The organism is Pedobacter sp. 22163 (genome assembly GCF_052045595.1).
GTDB lineage: Bacteria > Bacteroidota > Bacteroidia > Sphingobacteriales > Sphingobacteriaceae > Pedobacter.
Genome location: NZ_JBQEPM010000007.1, coordinates 58,719 through 80,951 on the forward strand (window position 1 = coordinate 58,719; position 22,233 = coordinate 80,951).

The 22,233-nt window shown below is 37.1% G+C and carries 16 protein-coding genes; 5 read left to right on the forward strand and 11 right to left on the reverse strand.

Features of this window, described 5'->3' with window-relative positions; all coding sequences use genetic code 11:
• Positions 1–23: 23 nt before the first annotated feature.
• The 6 genes from ACTJKN_RS18340 to ACTJKN_RS18365 form a co-directional block, all read right to left on the reverse strand.
• A complete protein-coding gene (locus ACTJKN_RS18340) occupies positions 24–1,235 on the reverse strand; it encodes an ABC transporter substrate-binding protein (protein WP_440827202.1) in 1,212 nt (403 codons plus the stop codon).
• A gap of 121 nt (positions 1,236–1,356) precedes the next feature.
• The gene (guaA, locus tag ACTJKN_RS18345; protein WP_440827203.1) at positions 1,357–2,886 is read right to left on the reverse strand and encodes a glutamine-hydrolyzing GMP synthase; all 1,530 of its coding nucleotides are present in this window, start codon (positions 2,884–2,886) and stop codon (positions 1,357–1,359) included.
• Between the two features lie 276 nt (positions 2,887–3,162).
• A complete protein-coding gene (locus ACTJKN_RS18350) occupies positions 3,163–3,561 on the reverse strand; it encodes a type II toxin-antitoxin system VapC family toxin (protein ID WP_440827204.1) in 399 nt (132 codons plus the stop codon).
• Positions 3,558–3,794 carry a type II toxin-antitoxin system Phd/YefM family antitoxin gene (locus ACTJKN_RS18355; protein WP_307526929.1) on the reverse strand — a complete coding sequence of 79 codons (237 nt, stop codon included), beginning with the start codon at positions 3,792–3,794 and terminating at the stop codon, positions 3,558–3,560. Before ACTJKN_RS18355 ends, ACTJKN_RS18350 begins: the two co-directional genes overlap by 4 nt.
• 144 nt (positions 3,795–3,938) lie before the next feature.
• Positions 3,939–4,397 carry a deoxycytidylate deaminase gene (locus tag ACTJKN_RS18360; RefSeq protein WP_029274099.1) on the reverse strand — a complete coding sequence of 153 codons (459 nt, stop codon included), beginning with the start codon at positions 4,395–4,397 and terminating at the stop codon, positions 3,939–3,941.
• 64 nt (positions 4,398–4,461) lie between these two features.
• A complete protein-coding gene (locus ACTJKN_RS18365; protein WP_440827205.1) occupies positions 4,462–5,898 on the reverse strand; it encodes an MFS transporter in 1,437 nt (478 codons plus the stop codon).
• A gap of 143 nt (positions 5,899–6,041) precedes the next feature.
• Here ACTJKN_RS18365 and ACTJKN_RS18370 point away from each other — a divergent pair, with 143 nt between their 5' ends.
• Positions 6,042–6,668: a LysE family translocator gene (locus ACTJKN_RS18370; protein ID WP_440827206.1), complete on the forward strand. Its 627-nt coding sequence runs from the start codon at positions 6,042–6,044 to the stop codon at positions 6,666–6,668.
• A 1,203-nt stretch (positions 6,669–7,871) separates the two neighbouring features.
• Here ACTJKN_RS18370 and ACTJKN_RS18375 read toward each other — a convergent pair.
• Positions 7,872–9,773, reverse strand: coding sequence for a class II glutamine amidotransferase (locus ACTJKN_RS18375; RefSeq protein ID WP_057932784.1), 1,902 nt, complete (start codon positions 9,771–9,773; stop codon positions 7,872–7,874).
• A gap of 233 nt (positions 9,774–10,006) precedes the next feature.
• On the opposite strand from ACTJKN_RS18375, the gene ACTJKN_RS18380 reads away from it, so the two are divergent.
• The 4 genes from ACTJKN_RS18380 to ACTJKN_RS18395 are packed head-to-tail and all read left to right on the forward strand — an operon-like array spanning position 10,007 to position 16,745.
• Positions 10,007–12,715, forward strand: a complete 2,709-nt coding sequence (locus tag ACTJKN_RS18380) for a TonB-dependent receptor (RefSeq protein ID WP_440827207.1) — start codon at positions 10,007–10,009, stop codon at positions 12,713–12,715.
• 2 nt (positions 12,716–12,717) lie between these two features.
• Entirely contained in the window at positions 12,718–14,058 is a 1,341-nt protein-coding gene (locus ACTJKN_RS18385) for a DUF4876 domain-containing protein (protein ID WP_440827208.1), read from the forward strand.
• Positions 14,059–14,066: 8 nt separating this feature from the next.
• Complete coding sequence (locus ACTJKN_RS18390; protein ID WP_440827209.1) at positions 14,067–15,602, forward strand: DUF6850 family outer membrane beta-barrel protein; 1,536 nt, start codon at positions 14,067–14,069, stop codon at positions 15,600–15,602.
• A gap of 3 nt (positions 15,603–15,605) precedes the next feature.
• Positions 15,606–16,745 (forward strand): cytochrome-c peroxidase, encoded by a 1,140-nt coding sequence (locus ACTJKN_RS18395; protein WP_440827210.1) that lies wholly within the window; start codon positions 15,606–15,608, stop codon positions 16,743–16,745.
• Between the two features lie 559 nt (positions 16,746–17,304).
• Here ACTJKN_RS18395 and murI read toward each other — a convergent pair.
• From murI to bamA, 4 genes are all read right to left on the reverse strand, one after another.
• The gene (gene murI, locus ACTJKN_RS18400; RefSeq protein ID WP_440827211.1) at positions 17,305–18,129 is read right to left on the reverse strand and encodes a glutamate racemase; all 825 of its coding nucleotides are present in this window, start codon (positions 18,127–18,129) and stop codon (positions 17,305–17,307) included.
• Between the two features lie 228 nt (positions 18,130–18,357).
• Positions 18,358–18,936: an OmpH family outer membrane protein gene (locus tag ACTJKN_RS18405; protein ID WP_230146501.1), complete on the reverse strand. Its 579-nt coding sequence runs from the start codon at positions 18,934–18,936 to the stop codon at positions 18,358–18,360.
• Between the two features lie 63 nt (positions 18,937–18,999).
• A complete protein-coding gene (locus tag ACTJKN_RS18410; protein ID WP_121283542.1) occupies positions 19,000–19,530 on the reverse strand; it encodes an OmpH family outer membrane protein in 531 nt (176 codons plus the stop codon).
• Positions 19,531–19,628: 98 nt separating this feature from the next.
• On the reverse strand, positions 19,629–22,172 hold the full coding sequence (bamA, locus tag ACTJKN_RS18415) for an outer membrane protein assembly factor BamA (protein WP_440827212.1): 2,544 nt from the start codon (positions 22,170–22,172) through the stop codon (positions 19,629–19,631).
• Between the last annotated feature and the right edge of the window lie 61 nt (positions 22,173–22,233).

The following is a 22,233-nucleotide window of genomic DNA, read 5'->3' on the forward strand; positions in this document are numbered from 1 at the left end:
AAATGGAAGAAAAAATTATAGAATTACTCAACTATGTTTAACGCAAAGTTCTTAAACCTCAGTAACATTAAACTGGTGTTAATATAGCCTAATTTTTCATCATGGATAAACGAAAAGTTATTATGGAGGCCTTTATATTTATCTTTTACCAGATAATTTCTATAATCCTCTCCATAAGTAGTTAACAGTTTACCGAAGTAATAGCCAACATCAAAGCCCTTAAAGGCGTATTCTCCAGGCTCAAATCCATACCTGTAGCGATATTTTTTAATAAAGGCAACAACTGCACTATTTTTGTAGTCTATTTTATAAGAAGAGCTGATAATGGTATTTAAATCTTGTAATTTATCGGTAGGATAATTCTGTTTTACCCAATTAGGATGACCAAATAGATTAATGTTATAACCACCCGTGGGTAGATGCTTTAATTTATACAGTTTTTCTACCGTTGGCAATACAAAAGTCCTGTCGGATGAGGTAAGCACGACTGCATATTCTTTGCCTTTGATCATTTTTGTTTCAAATGCATAAGCCGAAGCATACTCTTGTACCACAAACTTGGTACTGGTTTGAAAATAGTTCCTTATCGGTGCCGCAAATTGTTCGTCTTCTGTTTTCTTAGGGTTAATCAATACCACTATCGTATTGGCAGGATTATAATTTTTAGCAATGTATGTGGCTATCTTTTTTCCATGTAAACCAATATTATTTACAATAGACACCAGATTTGGATTGTTAAATTCAGTAGGTTCTGAAGCGGCTAAAGGAGATACGATGATTGCATTATTTTCCTTGGCATAATTGGAGATAAATTTTAATCCAGCAGGAAAAACGGGGCCAATAATTAAATTGCTTTGTTTAAAACGTTCATTTTTGTACAAAACCGATATATGTGCATTATCATCCTGTGTATCGAAAACATTGAGTTTAAAATTTAAACCCTGCGCCGCAACAGAATCCAATCCCAATTTAAAGCCCTGGTAAAAATCGATAGGCATAGCATATTTTTCGATATCGGCTTTTGTTGCTGATTTTAAATTCAGAGCATCTAATTTGAAGGGAACAAGCAAAGAAACACTTGCCTGCGAAAACTTTTTGATAGGCTTTTTATCTGCTGGCTTTTCTTTTTCAACCGGTTTACTTGTCTCTGGTTTAGGTGTTCTCACTTTTGGCGAACAAGCACCCAAAATTAACATAAACAAAACTAGTAACCAGTAAACCTTTTTATAAATCATACCTATTGTTTTTAACAAAATATGCTAGCAAAGTTTATTCCACCTTGCTAGCATAACATTTATTTTATGCAGTTTGGACTGAAAAACCAAACTGAAAACTCCCAACTCAAAAACTAAACAACTATTCCCACTCGATAGTTGCAGGTGGTTTAGAGCTGATATCGTATACCACTCTATTGATCCCTTTAACTTTATTGATGATCTCGTTTGAGATTTTAGCCAATACCGGATAAGGTAAATGGCACCAATCTGCAGTCATCCCATCAAGTGATTCGACCGCTCTTAATGCAATTACATTTTCGTAGGTACGCTCATCGCCCATCACGCCAACAGATCTTACCGGTAAGAAGATAGCACCCGCCTGCCATACTTTATCATAAAGGCCTGCTTCTTTTAAATTGTCGATGTAAATTTTATCGGCATCTTGTAAAATGGCCACTTTTTCTGGAGTAACTTCTCCGATAATGCGGATACCTAAGCCTGGGCCTGGAAATGGGTGACGGCCTAAAATAAACGATTCTAATCCTAAAGTGGTACCTACTCTTCTTACTTCATCTTTAAACAAAGTTTTAAGTGGCTCTACTACTTTAAGCTTCATAAAATCTGGCAAACCACCTACATTATGGTGCGATTTAATGGTTGCCGACGGCCCTTTAACCGAAACCGATTCAATAATATCAGGATAGATTGTACCTTGGGCCAACCACTTTACATCTTGGATCAGGTGAGATTCTTCGTCGAAAACTTCGATAAATACGCGGCCAATAATTTTACGCTTTGTTTCCGGATCTTCAACCCCGGCCAACTGGCCCAGGAATTTGTCTTTAGCATCAACGCCTTTAATATTTAAGCCAAAATCTTTATACTGTTCTAAAACACTTTCATATTCGTTTTTACGCAATAAACCATTATCAACAAATATACAGTGTAGGTTTGTACCGATGGCTTTATGCAAAAGTACCGCTGCAACACTACTGTCAACACCACCTGAAAGTGCCAAAACAACTTTATCGTTACCTACAGTAGCTTTAATATCGGCAATTGTGGTTTCAACAAAAGCTGCAGAAGTCCAGTCCTGGCTGCATCCGCAAATATCAACCAAGAAGTTTTCTAAAAGGACTTTCCCATCTATACTGTGCGTTACCTCAGGGTGAAACTGGATGGCATAAGTATCCGAATCTTTAATATGGTAAGCTGCTACTTTAACGCTATCGGTACTGGCAATCAGTTCAAAATTTTCCGGAATATCGGTAATGGTATCGCCATGGCTCATCCAAACCTGCGAACCAATGTTAATGCCTTTAAATAATTTATTCTCCTGGTTTACAAAATTCAGGTTCGCACGACCATATTCGCGTGTAGAAGATGCTTGGACAGAACCGTTAGAATGCTGAGCGATATATTGTGCACCATAACAAACTGCCAATAAAGGAAATTTTAAATGGTATTTCGATAAATCGATTTGTGGGGCATCTTCCTGACGAACAGAGAATGGACTACCCGAAAAAATAACGCCTTTTACATCAGGCGTAACCTCAGGAAGATTGTTGTATGGATATATTTCACAGTAAATATTTAGTTCGCGAACCCTACGAGCGATGAGTTGTGTAAATTGCGAACCAAAATCGACGATAATGATTTTTTCTTGCATCCGCAAAGGTACCAATTAGATATGAGATTTGAGGCCGGAGATTTGAGATTTTTAGCTTAAAAAAGTCCGGAGTCGGCAGTCAGGACTCCGAAGTCAGTTTGGAGTCAATTAACCGCTTCAACAGTTAACCGATTAACCAGCATAACTAAAAGTCCGAAGTCGGTAGTCAGAAGTCCGAAGTCGATTAACTGATTAACAGTTAACCAATAAACTACTTGCCGCTACCAATAAACTAATGACAAATGAACCAGTGAACTAATGACGAATGAACAATAATCACCAAACAACCTTTAATCCGGCTGATCGGTATTTATTGATGTCTTCGTCTTTACTGATTAAAGTTATATCTTTCTGAATAGCTTGCCATATTAACATCCTATCGAAAGGGTCTCGATGCCAGTTCGCATTTAAGTGATGGTAATTAGCCACATCATCAGGCAAAAGGGGTAAAAGCTCGTAACCGGCCTCGATTGCGAGTTTAGGCAAAGCCTCTGGTATGATTCTCAAAATATCTAGTTTATTTATTGAATGTTTCAAAGATATTTCCCAAAAACTTATCGTACTCACTAGAATTGTATTTTTCTTGTTCTTCAAAATTTCCATGCAAACATTCGAAAGCTTAGATGAATACATTAATGACCAAACTAATACATGGGTATCTAAGAGGTAAATCATAAGCCTAAGAATTCCTCCTCAGTAATTTTGAAATCATCTTTAAATATTATTTCGGCTTTCCCATCAAGCATACCTATTTTACGCTCTTTATTGTTTTCTTCCAAATCAGGAACAAAATAGCCAATAACCTCTTTTTTTCTTCCATAAGTTACGGCAATACCAATACCTGCCTTAACATCTTCAAGTACTTCAGAAAAGTGAGCTTTAAATTCTCCAACAGACATGGTTTTCATAGCTAATAAATTTATAATCAAATATAAACAAAACTTGTCAAGTTGTCAAGATGAAGCGGAATTATGTTTTAGATTTGAACTTTAATGAGCTGCAATACAGCTTGCCGTTACCAATAAACTAATGACAAATGAACCACTGAACCTTTATGACTCCATCAAAACCACCTCAACTCCAAATTTCCGCAAAAAGTCTACTCCTTCATCGCTAGGCAAACCTTTATAAGCCGCATACGATTTAGAATAATAAACCAATTTAATTCCTGAAGATAAAATCAACCTTGCGCAGGCAATACAAGGCGATAAGGTGGTATATAAAGTACAGCCTTCTATTTTCGAACCGTTTTTAGAAGCATACAGGATTGCATTCTCCTCAGCGTGTAAGGCTAAAGAACAACTCCCCTTACTATCACGCGCACAGCCATGCTCTGGCCATTCCTCGTCGCAATTGTGCGTACCGGCCGGTGGGCCATTATAACCGATAGAAATAATACGGGTATCTTTTGTGAGCACTGCACCTACATGGGCACGCACGCAATGCGAACGGGCTGCCAAATCGGTGGCAAGGTTCATAAATATCGAATCGAAACTTGGTTTATCTGCCATTATAAAAATCAAAAAAGCCACAAAGAACTAAATCTCTGTGGCTGCAAAATTACTTTATTAAAAATTAATGTCCGCCAGAAATTTTTTGATCAAAGTTTATTCCTTGTGATCTTAATATCCCAGCCACTTTCCAGGCATAGAATGCCAAGTAAGCAAAACAGATAATCCCTACAATATAACTGTATTGAATACCTGTAAATTCTGATACAGCACCTTGTGCCCAGCTAATAATACCACCGCCCATAATCATCATAATTAAGAAGCTACTTCCCTGACTGGTGTGTTTACCTAAACCGCTTACTGCCAAGGTAAAAATACAAGGCCATAAAGTGCTGCAGAATAAACCTACACTGGTAATGGCATAAACACTTACCATTCCTTTAGTAAACATTCCGATTAATAACGCAGTAATACCAATTGCCGAAAAAATCAATAACATTCTGGCTGGATTACCCTTACTTGCCATATCAGCAGCAATTAATACCAATATAATTAAACCGTATACATAAAATGGAGCAAGATCATGTTTTGCAATGGCATTTACGGCTAAAAAGATACCAAATGCCAAATAAGGCGCAATAAACCTTAATACTTTTTGTGTGCTGATATTATCAGTAAAGGCTTCAACAGCACCTGTCCAACGTCCGATCATCATACTTGCCCAGTATAAAGAGATATAAGGCGCGATATCTTTAATGGCAAATCCCAAATCTTTCTCCATGTAAGCAGGTAAGTTACTTGCGGTAGATACTTCAACACCAACATAAACAAATATGGCAATCATACCCAAAACCAATTGCGGATATTGCAAAGCAGATCCCTTAATCGATTTAGTATCCTCAACCACAGCTTCAACCAAAGCAGGTCGATCGGGCAACGATGACATTTTTAAGAAAACAGCAACAGCAATAAAAGCAACTCCCAAAATTAAATATGGAATTTTAACGCTTTCGATACTAATATTTGTAGTTGCATTTGCCGCAGAGCCAAAAATAGCGAAACTTACAATAAGTGGTCCAATGGTTGTACCAAAGTTATTAATACCACCGGCAAGCGTTAAACGTTGCGAGCCTGTTTTAATTGGCCCTAATGCAATAGCTAACGGATTTGCAACTGTCTGCTGTAAGGAGAAACCTAATGCTACAATAAATAAGCCTGAAAGCATTAAAGGAAATGAATGCATGTTTGCTGCAGGATAAAACAATAAGGTTCCAAGTGCCGAAATAACCAAACCAAGCGCAAGCGAATTTTTATAACCCAGTTTGTTTACAATATCTTGTCCTATTACAACAGAAATACCGTTATAAATTAAAGCACCCACTGTATAAGCAATATAAAATGCCAATGAAACCAATTGACTTTCGGCTTGCGATAAATCAAAAGCTTTTTTAAATACCGGTATTAAAATGTCATTACTGGCGGCTACAAAGCCCCAGAAAAAGAATACCGTAACCAAAGGAATAAATTGCCCCCATTTGGTTTGTGTTTGTTCTGAACTCATTTTTTAAATCTAGTTTTAGTGGCTCTAAACATAAATAAAAAAAAATGAAAACCAGTAAATTTTATGCAACCTATGCAACAAAAATAAATGTTATATGTTTAGGTATAAAATTGCATATTCGCATATTATAAACAATACAATGCATGTTTGAAGCCATATTACTAGGTATAGGAGCAGGGATTATTTCGTCGTTTTTAACAGGGCCGGTATTTTTTGCAATGATCAAAACCAGCATAGAGAGGGGCTTCAAAGCCGGGTTTTCTTTGGCCGTTGGCGTAATTATTAGTGATGTGATCTTAATTGGCCTGGTTCTTTTTGGCAGTCAATTTATCGATTATAAAGCAGAATTTGATAAATACGTAGGCAGTATTGGCGGTGTATTTCTGTTGGCCGTAGGTGTTTATTACCTCGTTTCGAAAATTACCGTTAATTACGATAGTACAACACTGCAAAAAGTAAGTAAGCGGGGTTATGTGATAAAAGGTTTTTTAATGTGCATCCTCACCCCCTCTACCTTAATGTTCTGGATTATTGTAAGCGGAATCATCTCGGTTAAATTGAACAACATGCTGAACGAAAAACTAGTCTGCTTTTTTATTGCCATGGCCACTCAATTGGGTATAGATGGTGCAAAGAGTTTCTATTCGAGTAAACTCCGTTATAAAATAAAGGAAGATGCGCTTAAAAAGCTAAATAAAATCGCAGGTGTGGTCATCATCTTTTTTGCCATTTGGCTCATCGTTAAAACGTACATTAAGTTTTATGTATAGGTTTTATCAAATATTATAAAGAAAATCGCAGCATACACGTCTTATTGTTAGCCACGGAAACACAGAACACACGGAATTTCCTCACGTTTTGTCGTTATGTGGGAGTCGAAGGGCAGACAAAATTACTAAACAGTTTTCTGTTTTTTTGAAAAGCGGGTACAATGCTGCTATTAAGCGTTAGTCCTGCCAATGCTGCAAGTCCTCACCCGATAAAGGATCGGGTTCCGGGCTTTCCGCGAATGTCAGGTTTAGATGGTAAAATGCAGTAGTATTAATGGAAGATGAAAAACCCTCCCACGCCGTGGTTCGTGTCCTCACGAACCGCTAAAATCATCAATTTCTCTTCTCCAATATATTAGTAATAACACTAAAACAGATCCTGAAATAAATCCGATAGTTATCGGATCAGGATGACGCACTGTTGGGAAACACTTGAACCTTCACGAAGTTAATTAATTTGTGCCTTTGTGTCTTAGTGGTTAAAAGTTTTGAAAAGCAGGTATAGTGCTACTATTATCATTAGTCCTGCCAATGCTGCAAGTCCTCACCCGATAAAGGATCGGGTTCCGGGCTTTCCGCGAATGTCAGGTTTAGGTGGTAAAATGCAGTAGTATTAATGGAAGATGAAAAACCCTCCCACGCCGTGGTTCGTGTCCTCACGAACCGCTAAAATCATCAATTTCTCTTCTCCAATATATTAGTAATAACACTAAAACAGATCCTGAAATAAATCCGATAGTTATCGGATCAGGATGACACACTGTTGGGAAACAATTGAACCTTCACGAAGTTAATTAATTTGTGCCTTTGTGTCTTAGTGGTTAAAAGTTTTGAAAAGCAGGTACAGTGCTATTCACCTTAAGGCTTAATTTATTTCATAAAAATCAACATGAATAACAGTTTATTTTAAGGAGATAAATAGTCGCGAAGTATCGTCATTTCGACCGCAGTGTTCCAAAGGAACTCCTTTGGAGGAGAAATCTTTTAAATTTGATTTCAATAACTTGGTACAAAGATCTCTCTCCCGAAAGTTCGGGACTACACTACAGTCGAGATGACGACCATTCTATTGGAGTCTGTCAATGGCAGCGGAGTCGAAGGGCTCTTCTCCAGTGTTCTCCCTGGCAAAAACGAGCAAAAAAAATAGCCCATATAAAATATGAGCTATTTGTTATTCAAGTATCCTTTAGGGAATTTATGGGCTTAATAAGCCCTTTGGTTATTTCCTTCTTTCCAGTTAACGAAAGCTTTATTTACCACCTTGTTACCACCTGGGGTAGGATAATTTCCAGAGAAATACCAGTCACCTTTATTTTTCGGACAGGCTTCATGCAAGTTCTCTAAACTTTGATAAATTACTTCAACCTCAGCAACAGTACCTTTTGGGGTAATAATCTGTGCAATTTTAGCCGAAATTTCTTCAGGCGTAAATGGTTTATAAATTTCCTTAACGTGGTTTACAATTTCCTCTTTTGGTAAAAGCAACGAAGCTTTACATTTCGTGTAAACATCTTCGATCACCTGCCACATGCCACGCTCCGTTAACAACTGAATAGCCGCATCGAAAGCCACGAACTGTCCCATCCTACTCATATCGATACCATAACAATCAGGGTAACGGATCTGAGGTGCAGAAGAAACAATAATAATTTTCTTCGGGTGTAAACGGTCAACAATTTTAATGATACTCTGCTTTAAGGTTGTACCACGTACAATAGAATCATCCAATGCCACTAAAGTATCCTGGTGGTTATTGATAATGCCATAGGTAGTATCGTAAACGTGCGCCACCATTTCGCTCCGGTCTGCGTCCTGAGTAATAAAAGTTCTCAGTTTTACATCCTTAACCGCAAGCTTTTCTACACGGGGTGCTAAAGATAACAGGTCTTCAAGTTGCTGATCCGTTAAGGTTTCTTTTTTATGTAAAAGTATATCTTTCTGGTGCCTGCGTACATATTGCTGAACACCATCAACCATCCCAAAAAAGGCTACTTCTGCCGTATTTGGAATAAATGAGAATACTGTATTTTTTAAATCGTAATTAACCGCCTGAAGAATTTTATCGCTTAATAAACGACCTAACTGTTTACGTTCGCGGTAAATTTCTACATCACTTCCTTTTGAGAAATAGATGCGCTCGAACGAGCAAGATAATCTTTCGGTAGGCTCGCGAAACTGCTCCATGCTTACCTCGCCGTTTTTCTTGATAATTAAAGCATGACCAGGATCGATCTCTTTAACATCTTTAAACTGGATATTAAATGCAGTTTGTAACGCTGGTCTTTCAGATGCCGCTACAACAATCTCGTCATCATAATAGTAATACGCCGGACGGATACCTGCCGGATCGCGCATAATGAACGAATCGCCATTACCCACCATACCACAGATCGAATAACCTCCATCCCATGTTTTGGCTGAGCGGCGAAGGATATTGGCAATATCTAAATTATCAGATATTTTGTGTGTAATCGCAACGTTATCATGCCCTTCTTTTTTGTACTGATCGAAAAGCTCCTGGTTTTCATCATCTAAAAAGTGACCGATTTTTTCCAATACCGTTACGGTATCTGCTTTTTCTTTTGGATGCTGACCTAACTCATACAATTGTTCCAATAACTCATCAACGTTCGTCATGTTGAAGTTACCTGCAATTACCAGGTTACGTGTCATCCAGTTGTTTTGCCTTAAAAAAGGGTGGCAATTTTCGATGCTGTTTTTACCATGCGTACCATAACGCAAATGGCCCATTAACACCTCGCCGATAAAGCTTACGTTGTTTTTGAGCCATTCTGTATCCTGCATTAATTCAGGTGTATTTTCCTGGATATCGACAAATTTGTTCTGTACATATTCGAAGATATCTGCTACCGCATTAGATGCCATGCTCCGGTATCGGCTAATGTACCTACTGCCTGGTTTCATATCCAGTTTAATGGTGGCAATACCTGCGCCATCCTGGCCCCGGTTATGCTGTTTTTCCATTAAAAGGTATAATTTGTTAAGGCCGTAAAGTGCTGTACCGTACTTTTGCTGGTAGTAAGAAAGTGGTTTTAACAGGCGAATAAAAGCGATTCCGCATTCGTGTTTTATCTGATCACTCATTGTGTGGGTTTGAAGCCGCAAAGTTATCCTTTTAACTTGTTACAACCTAAAGAAAAATGTTTTCTTTTGTCACAAGGGGGTTAATTTGATTTTCAACTAAAACAACACACAATTGTAAGAATTAGGCTACAAATATTAAATTATCTAGAATTGGTCTAAATAATTTTGTTAAAAACCGTTAAAAACCCATCTTTGCAGAATCATTAGAATTAGTCTAATTAAGATTACAACGTTTGGGAAAGTTTTTAAAGTTTTTAATTGTTTTTATAGTGTGCGGATATGCATCGGCTGCATTGGCGCAAAATGTTATATTAAGGGGTAAAGTTGTCGATGAAAAAAATCAGTCAATACCATTTGCTGTTGTTAATCTTACCAATATTCAAAGATATGCCTATACGGATACATTAGGCAATTTCAGCTTTACAATTCCATCAAAAACTCAGCTAACCGATTTCGAATTTAAAATAAGTTATGTTGGTAAAAAAACCATCGAAACTAAACTTCCATTTGCAAACGCAGTCTCTTCTTTAATTTTCAAAATGCAGGATTTAAGCCTTACATTAAAAGATGTTGAAATAAACCAAGTAAGAAAAACCCAAAACTCCAATTCATCTATTGTTTTTGATAGACAGGCACTTGAACAGGCACAAGCATTTAGTTTAGCTGATGTATTAAACAATTTACCTAGCAAAAAATTAGTTGCTCCAGATTTACAGAACCCACAAACAATTACTTTACGCAGTGAGGCCACTGGAATACAATCGTTGAGCAACTCTTTAGGCATTGCTATTATTATAGATGATATTCAGCAATCGAACAATGCTAATATGCAAAATAAAAATGTTAGCAAGTGGGGAGTTGGCTCTACAATTAACAGTGTACCGTATGGAAGTTTTGACACCCCATTTGGTGGTTTAGATTTAAGAGACATCCCAGTTGACAATATTGAAAGCGTCGAAGTAATACAAGGGGTCGCACCTGCTAAATATGGGGATTTAACTGATGGCGCTATAATTATTAACAGGCAAGCAGGAAAAACGCCATACCAGTTCAGTACGAGAATTAATGGTGGCTCAACCAACTTCTCTCTTTCTAAGGGATATAAACTCAACAAAAGATGGGGAGCCTTAAACCTCAGCACTAATTACCTTAATTCCAATGAAAATCCAAGTGATAAAACCAAAGTATACGATCGCTTAAGCGGTAATATAATGTGGACAAGCTATCTACTTAAAGGATTAAAAAATACATTATCAATTGATTATAGTTATAAAATTGATAATGTAAAAATTGACCCTGATGATGGATTTGAAATTAGAACCTATTCAAAGGCTAGAAATTTAAGTGTAAGCAATCGAGCCTCCCTCAACATCAACAATAATGTTGTTAAATCTTTAAGTATGAGTTTAGGATATAGCTCGGGTTATCAAGAAACTTACAACCAAAGATATTTAAATGGCGCCACTAAAGGTATAACTGATAAGGATACTTCTGGAGAAATCTACGAGGGCTATTTTATCCCAGGAAACTATTTATCTGTAGAAAACATAGCGGGTAAGCCGCTAAATTTCAATGGGAACGTCGGATTGTCAAATGAAATCTATACCGGAAAGTTACTACATCAAATTACAATAGGTGGTAATGTTTACTACTCAAGAAATGCAGGTATGGGTGTTATTGTAGATCCAACAAAACCAAGGTGGGCAAACACAGCTTACCAAAATGATAGGCCATACGATTTTGAGAGCTTACCTGATATTATTAATTATGGTGCGTACGTGCAAGATAATTTCAAAGTTAAATTCTTCAAAAAGGATCTAAATTTCAATCTGGGGTTAAGGTATGATGTGCAAAATGCACAAGGGAATATTCAGCCTAGATTAAGTACAAACTATAAATTGAGCGATGATATTGAAATTAACGCTGCTTATGGAATTTCAACCAAAGGCCCTACTCTTGCCCATCGTTACCCAGCACCAACCTACATTGATTTGATTCTCCTTAATAAATACACCGGATATGTCAATGAAAGTATTCTTCTTGTTTATACGGACCGCATCATTGCAGATAACAGTAATTTAAAATCCAGCCAGTCTAATCAGTTCGAGTTAGGCTTTAAAATGACCAAACCACTTTTCAGCACCTCTTTATTTGGTTATTATAAACACGACTTTAATGGCTTTAGTGATAATACAGTTTATAAAACATATGTACTTCCTGAATACGATTATACCTATGTACAAGGAGCAAGGCCTATTGTAACTCCAAATGGCGCTTACACTAGGCGATATGTTGGTATTAATACTGTTGGTAACGATTTAGATTCTAAGAATTATGGTTTAGAATGGGGATTATCATTTAAAAAAATAGAATCGATTCAAACCAGCTTTAGTCTAAATACTTCTTTTAATTATAGTCTATATCATAATTCTGCTCAGCGGGTAATACCAACTAGTCAGGCAAATATCGATTTAGGGAAAGTAGCCTGGTTTGGAATTTACCCAGCCAATGAATATTATAATTGGAATTTAATGAGCAAATTTAGTGCAACTACACATATTCCTAAATTGGGTTTTGTAGTTAATCTTCTTGCTGATATTTCGTGGCAAACCGTGAGTAAAACACTTTCAGACAGCAATCTGCCAATTGCTTATTACGATATCGATATGGTAAAACATGATATCCCAGCCTTTGACCGAAATAACGCCGATTATGGCTATTTAAGCTTAACATCTGCTGCAAACAGCAAAACCAGACTACCATTTTCATATGTAAACATGTCTATTCGCATTTCAAAAGAAATCAAACAGAATTTAAGAATATCAGTAAACGCATATAATTTTTTAAATGTCAGGTATAGATACTATAACCCTGATACCAATTCAGTTACCACCTATTCATATCCAACAAGCGTTGGAGCAGAATTATCAATTAAATTTTAATCATGATGAAAAAATCCCTACTTCCCTTCTTAGCCTGCCTGGTTATATTTTTGGCAGCTTGTAAAAAAAATGCCCTTAATGAAGTGCAACCAGTCCAAGCTACTTTTCAATTAAGCTTTGATGCAGCGACAAAAGATCTAGGATTATCTTTAACCGGAACTGAGATTACATTAACTAATAAAATGGATGGCACCATTAACAAGGCTAAGGCAGATAAAGATGGTAAAGTTGTTTTTGCAAGCATAACCCCTGGAAATTACAGCGCAGTAGCAAGCTTAACCATTAAGGCAGCAGACTATACCACTCTCACAGGAACATATATTGCTCAAGATATTGTATTTAATGGCAGTTTAGAAACTAATGTTACAGCAAGTAATGGGGCTTTAGCCATAACATTAAAATCAGGAATTCTAGGCAACTGGGTAATTAAACAGGTTTATTATGGTGGCTCTAGTACCACAAATGGTGCCGTTTTTAGAGATCAATTTATAGAAATATTTAACAATTCTAATCAAGTATTGTATGCTGATAGCCTATACATTTCTATGGTGCATGGAAAAAGCACAAAAGTATCAAGCGTAGATGTAACACATCCCGCTTTTCAATCTAATGGGCAATTTAACTGGGCCAATTCACTGAATATGAAAGTAGCTAACCCTAATACCGATTATGTGTATTTGAAAACATTATATATGATTCAGGGTACGGGTAAAACATATCCAGTGCAACCAGGTACCAGCATCATCATTGCTCAGAATGCACTTAATCACAAAGCCTCTTACGTTGGGCCAACAGGAACAGCATATTCGGTAAAAGACCCAAGTTTAACAATTGATCTGAGTAAGGCAGATTTTGAAGTCTATTACGGAGATATAGCTGGTAATACCCCGTATGCTTCTGACATAGACAATCCTTTAGTACCAAACTTAAAAGTTCTTAATACAGGATATATCAGTGATATGGTAATGAATGCAAATGGTTATGAGGGAATTGTTATTTTCAAAACAAATACAAATCCATTATCATTACCAGCATATGCTGATCCTGAGTCAACTACAATTACCAGCACAACAAAGTTGTATCTTCAATTACCAATCAGTTTAATCATTGATGGTGTGGATATTGCACATACTACGACTGCCAGCCGTGCAGCCAAAAGAATTCCTGATGCTGTAGATGCCGGTTTTACTTTTACCGCAGGAGGTTCTTATTCATCACAGTCCGTAATCCGTAAAACTTCAACCACGGCCGGCGGCAGAAGAATTTTAAAAGACACCAATAACTCAACAGCAGATTTTGATTATCTGACTATTGCGGATCCAACAAAAACCGTTTTTAAATAAAAAAAAAAGTGAGGTTTCTAATAACAATCAATCTTATCATATTCTTTTCTGCGGTTGTTTGTGCACAAAAACTAACAACTGCAGATAGCATCTTTTTGAATAAACAGGCAAACCAAAATTTCCAATCTTTAAAGTGGGGCATTACTCAACTCCATAATATTGATATAGAAAAAGCAGCATATTTTGGATTGAACTACGATTATCAAAAAGGCCATTTCAGACAAGCACAGCAAGCTGAAAAAACAAGTTCAGCCTCTTTTGCTACAGAGGGGATTAGCACTATGGATCGTTTCAAGCTTTATGGCTATTTCTCATTTACCAGAACCTGGCAGGATAGCCTAGCTTTTAGTCAAAAAGGAATTGAAGACAACCACACCCCATATTATTTTATTGCTGGTAAAGCAGGTACATTTGAGCGCCAGAAATACCTGGGTGGTGGTTTAATATCTTATAACCTTTTAAAGGATAAACTTTTCATTGGAACAGGAATAGATTACCTATACAATTCTAGCGCTAGATCAGTAGATCCAAGGTCATTGGTAACAACATATAAGATAGTTTTTAGTCCAGAAATAGCATTAAAACTTAAAAAAAGCACGATTGGTTTAGGAATAATAGCAGGTTATGGTGACGAAAAAATCGAGGTTGGTTATAAAAATGATAATTACGGAGGCTCACAACTTTACCCTGACAGAATATCATATTTAAATTTTGGTTATGGATTTTTAGAAATCAATACTACAAATTTCATAAGGAGAAATACTTACACAGGACTAAAATTAAATTATTCGGGAAAATTTTCTGATTGGAATATGAATGGAAAGTTGAGCTATTTGGTTTCTAAAGAAGTAAATCAACTTGTTAAAGATAACTCCATAAACGATCAGGATTTCGGAACGTATCAGTTAGAAACTTATAAAATAAATCTAGTCTTGAACAAAAGGATTAATAAAACCAATCATCAAATTTCAATTGAAGCAAGTCAGAACACTGGCGATGATAATCTGGTGCGTTTAAGTGCAAGAAACTATACCTTAAAAGTAGCTGATGTTAGTTTAAGTTACAGTCATTTTAAACCACAATTTAATAACAATGCCGTCGCCTGGTTTGCTAAAGCAAATTATAAGGATTTTTATCAGAAAGATGCCGCGGCTAGCCACACTTTACAATATCGCTATATAAATCCACAAATTGGCGGAACGATATATTGGAATAAGTTAAAAGGTGATTTTTTATCAACTGAACTTTCTGTAGGAGCACGTGTTCCAATTAATTCTGATGTAATTGTTCCAACGACTCAGATAAATATTTTTACACGTGGGGTGGCCTATCCAGATTATTTATACTGGAGCAGCAATGTTGGTGAATTACAATTTTTAGTTAATTATTCTACAGAAAAACTAATCAATAAATTCCGAACAGGAGTTTCTTTTAAATCTACCTATTGCAGAAACTTAGGAACGCCAACATCAAATTTAGATGCAACCTTCATCCCGGGCAAAAATTATTTTGATTTCAATTTAGCCCTAAACCTCTATTTTTAACCCATGAATAAAATTTTTGCCCTTCTTGCTCTTGCCCTTACCGGATTAATCCTATTTTCTTTTCAATCGGCCGATTTTAACGACGATGACGAACTGAGTATTGATAGCCTGCGCAAAGTTTATTCGAAACCTACCGATCAATGGCCGAAACCAACGGTTGATAAAGATGCTGTTTTTCAGGAATTAGGCGAACTCCCACCCTCTCCTGTTGATTTAAAAAACGATTCGGTAAAAAATGTAGTAGAGTTGGGTAAAATTTTGTTTTTCGATCCGCGTCTGTCAGGTTCGAACCAGATTTCTTGTTCAAGTTGCCATGCACCAGATTTACATTGGACAGATGGCCGTCAGGTTTCGGTTGGTCACGATCATTTAACCAATATCAGAAACGCACCTTCACTAGAGAATGTTTGGTTTTACAAACGCCTGTTTTGGGATGGCAGGGCAAACAGTTTAGAGGAGCAGGCCGGCAGTCCGGTGGCGGCACATAACGAGATGCACCAGGACATGAAAGTTTTACCTAAAAAACTCAGTAAAATTAAAGGTTATCAACCTTTTTTCACGGCTGCATTTGGTTCAAAAGAAATTACCAATAAAAGGATTTTCGAAAGTCTGGCTACTTTTCAACGTAGCATTGTAAGCAGAAGAACCCCTTTCGACCGTTTCCTGGCTAAAGATAAAAAAGCATTGACCGATCAACAATTAGTCGGCTTACATTTATTCCGCACCAAAGCACGCTGCATCAATTGCCATAATGGACCATTTTTTACCGATAACGAATTCCATAACGATGGCCTAACCTATTATGGCCGTAAATATGAAGATTTAGGCTTATACAATGTAACCAAGAAACCAGAAGACGTAGGCAAGTTCAAAACCCCCGGACTGAGAAACGTTATGAAAACGGCTCCCTGGTTTCATAACGGTTTATTCCCTGATATGGATGGCGTAATGAACATGTACAATGTGGGCATGCCGGTACAACGGGTGAAACCTGAACAGGTAAACGATCCTTTACTACCTAAAAACGATAAGTTATTAAAAGGATTAAAATTGAGTATTGCAGAAAAAGATGCAGTTGTTGCTTTTTTAGAAGCATTATCTTCTCCTACGGTGCTTACCAGGGTAGCGCAATTGCCACAGTAATTTAGCTCGGAGTGTTCAGTGGGCATTTGGAGGCAATTAAACGACATTCGGTATAGGCCACAAAATTGCTTACCCTTCCTGTACCTGTTGTTTACCCTTTCTCTATACCAAGTTAACCCCAGGTTAACCCTTAGGTTACCTTTTCTTTACCTTTTGGTTACCTAAAAGGTAGAGCCAGGCGCTTCTTTGGGACTTTCTTCGGTGAGTCAGGGCCGATGCTGTCCGCCAGCAAGTACGAAGCGCACCTATTCAAGAATGGTCTTAAAATACATTCATGCCTGTTTTAAAAACGCATAGGTTTGCGAAAGAATATCTTCATTACAGCCCAAATGTTAAAATTTGGTTAGCTGGATCAACAAAACATTTATCGTTGTTTTTATTGGGATGATTACATCTGCTAATAATTCTGTTTAGTTAACAATTTGCAATTTTAAGTTGTCAGAAAGAGATGCTGAAACAAGTTCAGCAGGACGTGGCTCGATAATTAACAATTTTCAATCCGCGATTTTCAGTTAACCAATTCAAACAATTAACCGATTAACCAAAATTCAGTTTACCGTTAGACGATCATTCTATCCGATTTCAGCGCTTCTCCAAAGAATATCGAGGCGTGTTCATCAAAAGCTGCAGGATCTCCGCTGGTATAGAAATGTCTTTCGCCCTGTTTAGCTAATTTTTCTTCGATCTCAGGATGTCGCTTTAAATAATCAGCTAAACTGTTGGATACAATTTCGCCTTGCGTTAAAACGCTTATATGGTCGGGGAATACCTTCTTCAGTTTAGGCATTAACAAAGGGTAGTGTGTACAAGCCAATAGCACACAATCGATAGCTGCCGATTGGTTAAGTAATTGATCGCAATACTCATTTATAAAAAAGTCTGCACCTGATTGTAAATGTTCGTTATTTTCGATCAGCGGAACCCACATCGGACAGCTTTGCTGGTAAACCTTAATCTCAGGAAAAAATTTATTGATCTCTAAAAGATAAGATTGAGAATTAACTGTACCTCTGGTTCCCATCACACCTACCGATTTAGTACTCGTATAACCATCAATTACCTCAGCTGTGGGCCTGATTACGCCAAGCACTCTTCTATCGGGATACTTAGCAGGAAGATCTATTTGCTGGATCGTTCTAAGCGCTTTAGCTGACGCCGTATTACAGGCCAGAATAACCAAATGGCATCCTTTAGCAAAAAGCCATTCTACGCATTCTAAAGTATATTTATAAATGGTCTCGAAAGAATGGTCGCCATAGGGCGAACGGGCATTATCGCCCAAATAGATATAATTGTAATCGGGCAATTTATCGGCAATAGACCGGAAAACTGTTAAACCACCGTAACCTGAATCGAAAATACCTATTGGAGATGTACGCTGCATTGTGTTGGAAAGTTATAGATAAATATTGAAAAGTTAATCTTTAAAACGATCGTCTTTCTGAACTTGTTTCAGGATCTGCTGCGCTGAAGTTAGACATCAAAAATGCTGATCCCGAAACTTCGGGACAGCATGACAAAAAGCCTAAATAAAAAAAGCGGAACTAAGTTAACTTAATTCCGCTTTTTTTATTTTCCGACTTGAGACTGACGACTCAAGATTATTAAAAGACTACTTTTTAGGTGCCGCTGGTTTTGCAGCAGTTGCAGTGATTCCTAATTTAGTTTTTACCGAAGCAGTAATATCATCGCCACCATCCCAGAAAACTAAATTATTACCACCTTGTCCGTTTGCGATATCGAAAACGTAAGCTAAACCTTTTTCTTTAGCTACAGCAGAAATTGCAGTTGCAACTTTAGCCTGGATAGGTTGGAATAATTCACCTTGTTTAGTACCTATATCTTGCGAAGCTTTAGTACGCGCATCAGTAATGCGTTTTTCTAAATCCTGTAATTCTTGACCCGCAGCCTGTAATTCTTTACCCACTGTTTCTTTGTTAGCCTCACTCAAAGTTTTTTGCTTAGCTTCTGCTGCAGCCATTTTACTTTGATATTCTTTGATCATTGCATCAATATCGGCTTGCTTTTGCTTACCTAAGGTTTCTAAAGTAGTTTGAGCTGATTTAGCCTCTGGTAAATTTGCAAATACCTCTTCAGAATTAATGTGACCCAATTTTTGTTGTGCACTTGCCATATTCGCTGTAAACAATAACCCTGCTGCTACAAAGAATACGTTAATTAACTTTCTCATCGTTTTATTTTACTTTTTTATTTTTTTCTAATTGTTTTTCCTCAAAAATCAGGGGCGAATATACTAATTATTTACAGTCCCTGGTTTATAACCTAATTTTACAATTACGTCATTACTAACATCGTAACTGCTGCTTGCATAAATCATCATTGTTGCTTCACTGCTCTTGTCGAAAATGAAGTCTAAATATTTAGATTTTGCAATCTGTTTAATAGCCTCGGCTACTTTATCCTGAATGGGTTTAATTAATTTTACCCTGCTTTGAAAAAGATCCCCATCCGGCCCAAACTTAGAACGTTGAAACTCTTTAGCCTGTTTTTCCTTTTCTATGATCTCGTTTTCACGGCGCTTGCGCATATCATCGGTTAACAAAACCTGATCGGCCTGATAAGCCTTGTACATCCTGTCTATTTCAGAAAAATTCTGATCTACCTGTTGCTGCCATTGTTTAGAGGCGACATCTAATTGACTTAGTGCCGATTTATATTCTGGTAAATGTTTCAAAATATACTCCGTGTCTACATAAGCAAACTTCTGCGCAAAGGCACCGAAAGAAGTGCAAAGCAGGAATGCGATAAAAAGATATTTTTTCATTTGTGTGTGTGTTAATGATAATTAATAACCTAAGCTTTCTTTAAACTCCTATTGCAATGATTTATTGCATAATTAGTTAATTTTTTGTTCTTTATCAATTAAAATCCACCTAATTGTTGTGCGATACTAAAAGTAAAGTTTTGCTTTCCTCCGTCTGATAGTCCAGGTATGGTATCAAATGCATGTCCATAATCAATACCCAACAAACCAAATATAGGAAGGAAGATCCTTGCACCAACACCAACTGATCTTCTAATATTAAATGGATTGAAATCACTAAACCTGTTCCAGGTATTACCACCCTCAGCAAAGGCCAAAACGAAGGCTGTGGCTTGTTGGCTTGCAATAACCGGGTAACGTGCCTCTATTACGTATTTGGTATAAATTGGGCTACCTGATTGTTGTGCTACACTTGGATCAGAGCCATTCGGAATAACCGCATTGTTTGCGTAGCCACGCATTGCAATCAGCTCAGATCCCTGTAAGAAATCGAATCCCTGCATACCATCGCCTCCCAATTTGAAACGCTCGAATGCTGATTGCCCAACTGCTTTGTTATATTGCCCCAAGAAACCAAACTGCGCCTGAGCTTTGATTACCAGGTTTCCGGCTACACGTTGGTACCATTGTGAATCGAATTTCCATTTATGATATTCAGTAAAGCGATATTTCTCCCTATCTGATGCCGTTGCATAATTTGTTTTATTTAACAATGAAAATGGAGGCGTTGCCTGAACGGTGAAACGTAAGAACGATCCAGATTTAGGGAAGATAGGAGAATCTCTTGAATCGCGGCTAATCTCCTGTGATAAGCTTATGTTGTAAGATGTACCCGTATTGAATAAATATCCTGAATAGTTATTTAGGATGTACTGTTGTACACTAACGGCATGGCTTAACTGGAAATAGTTATCTGGCCAGTTTAATCTTCTACCCAAACTAACCGTTACACCATTTAAACGTATTTTTTGAAACTGCGCATTATCTGAACTTAATCCATTAGATTGTAATGAGGTAAATGCACTCACACCAAAACTTACCGGTTTCTCGCCACCAAACCAAGGTTGAGAGAAAGAGAAACTATATGATTGGTAATATTTACCATTGGTTTGTCCACGTAAACTTAATTTCTGTCCATCACCTTTTGGCAATGGTTTGTAAGCTTTTAAATTAAATAAGTTACGTAACGAAAAGTTATTGAAGGTTAAGCCCAATGTACCAATGATACGGCCACCACCAAAACCACCTGATAGCTCAATCTGATCTGAAGGTTTCTCTTCTACAGCATATTCAATATCTACAGTACCATCTGCCGGGTTAGGGCGAGGTGTAGGTACAGTTTTAGACTCGTCGAAGTTACCCAATTGACCGATTTCGCGGATGGTACGGATTAAATCACTTTTGTTAAATTTCTGTCCCGGTTTCGTACGGATCTCACGTAAAACAACTTTATCGTTTGTGATGGTATTACCTTTTAAAGTAATGCGGTTGTTGGTATACTGTGGTCCTTCGTACATGCGTAATTCCACATCAACAGTATCGCCATAAATTTTGGTCTGTACCGGATCGATATTAAAAGTTAAATATCCATTATCGGTATACATACTATTAATGTCGCCACCGTTTTCGCCGCCGCCATTTAATTTTTTATTTAATTTTTCTTCGCTAAAAACATCACCTTTTTCGATGGTTAATACTTTTTGCAAAATACTATCCGGATAGATGGCATTACCTGCCCAGGTAATATTACCGAAGTAATATTTTTTTCCTTCATAAAGGTCCATCCTGATGTTAACCTTTTTCTTGTTGTGCTGGTAAATGGTATCCTTTAATAATTCGGCATCACGATATCCTTTCTCGTGCATTTTGGCAATCATTTTTACCTTGTTCTCTTCGTATTTCTCTTTTGCGAATTTTCCAGAGCCCCAAAAGCGCCACCAGGCAAATTGTTTAGGGGTTTTAAGGTATTTTCTAAGTTTTGCTGATTTAAAATCTTTGTTCCCGGTAAAATCGATATGCTGTACTTTAACACGGTGACCTTTATTAATATTTGCTTCTAGTACCACACTGTTTTCTGCATTCGGATCTTTACGAGTTTTGTAATCGATCTGGGTAAAGAAAAAGCCCTTATCCAATAAGTATTTTTTAACAATGGCTGAGGTGGTGTTGTATAAGTTATCGTTTACGATTTTACCTGTTTTATCATTTAACTTTTCCTGAATGGCTGTTTTTTCAGATTTACGGATACCTTTTAAATCGATTGAGCTTAAACGCGGGCGCTCCACTACTTCAATTTCAAAATAAACCGAATCCTGAACAAACTTTTCGATATTAAGTTTAACATCATCAAACAATCCCTGCGCCCAAAGCGTTTTAATCGCATCAGAAGTTGCCTCGCCAGGAAGCACGATTTTATCGCCTTTAGTTAGTTTAGATAAGGTAATTAATACTTCTTTATCTAAATATTGGGTTCCTGTTACCGTGGTACCACCGATGATATATTCTTTTGGACTAAAATAATCGAGATCTAAGCCACCAACCTTTAAAGAAGGGGTTACCGGTGCCTGACCTTGTGGACGTACTTGAGCGAAGGCCGGAGTGGCTAAAACTAGTAGGATTAAAACTTGAAATATTCTTTTCATTAAAATTATTTGTTCAGTAATGGCCAAAAGGTAACGATATTTTATAAAGCAAAATTTCTTT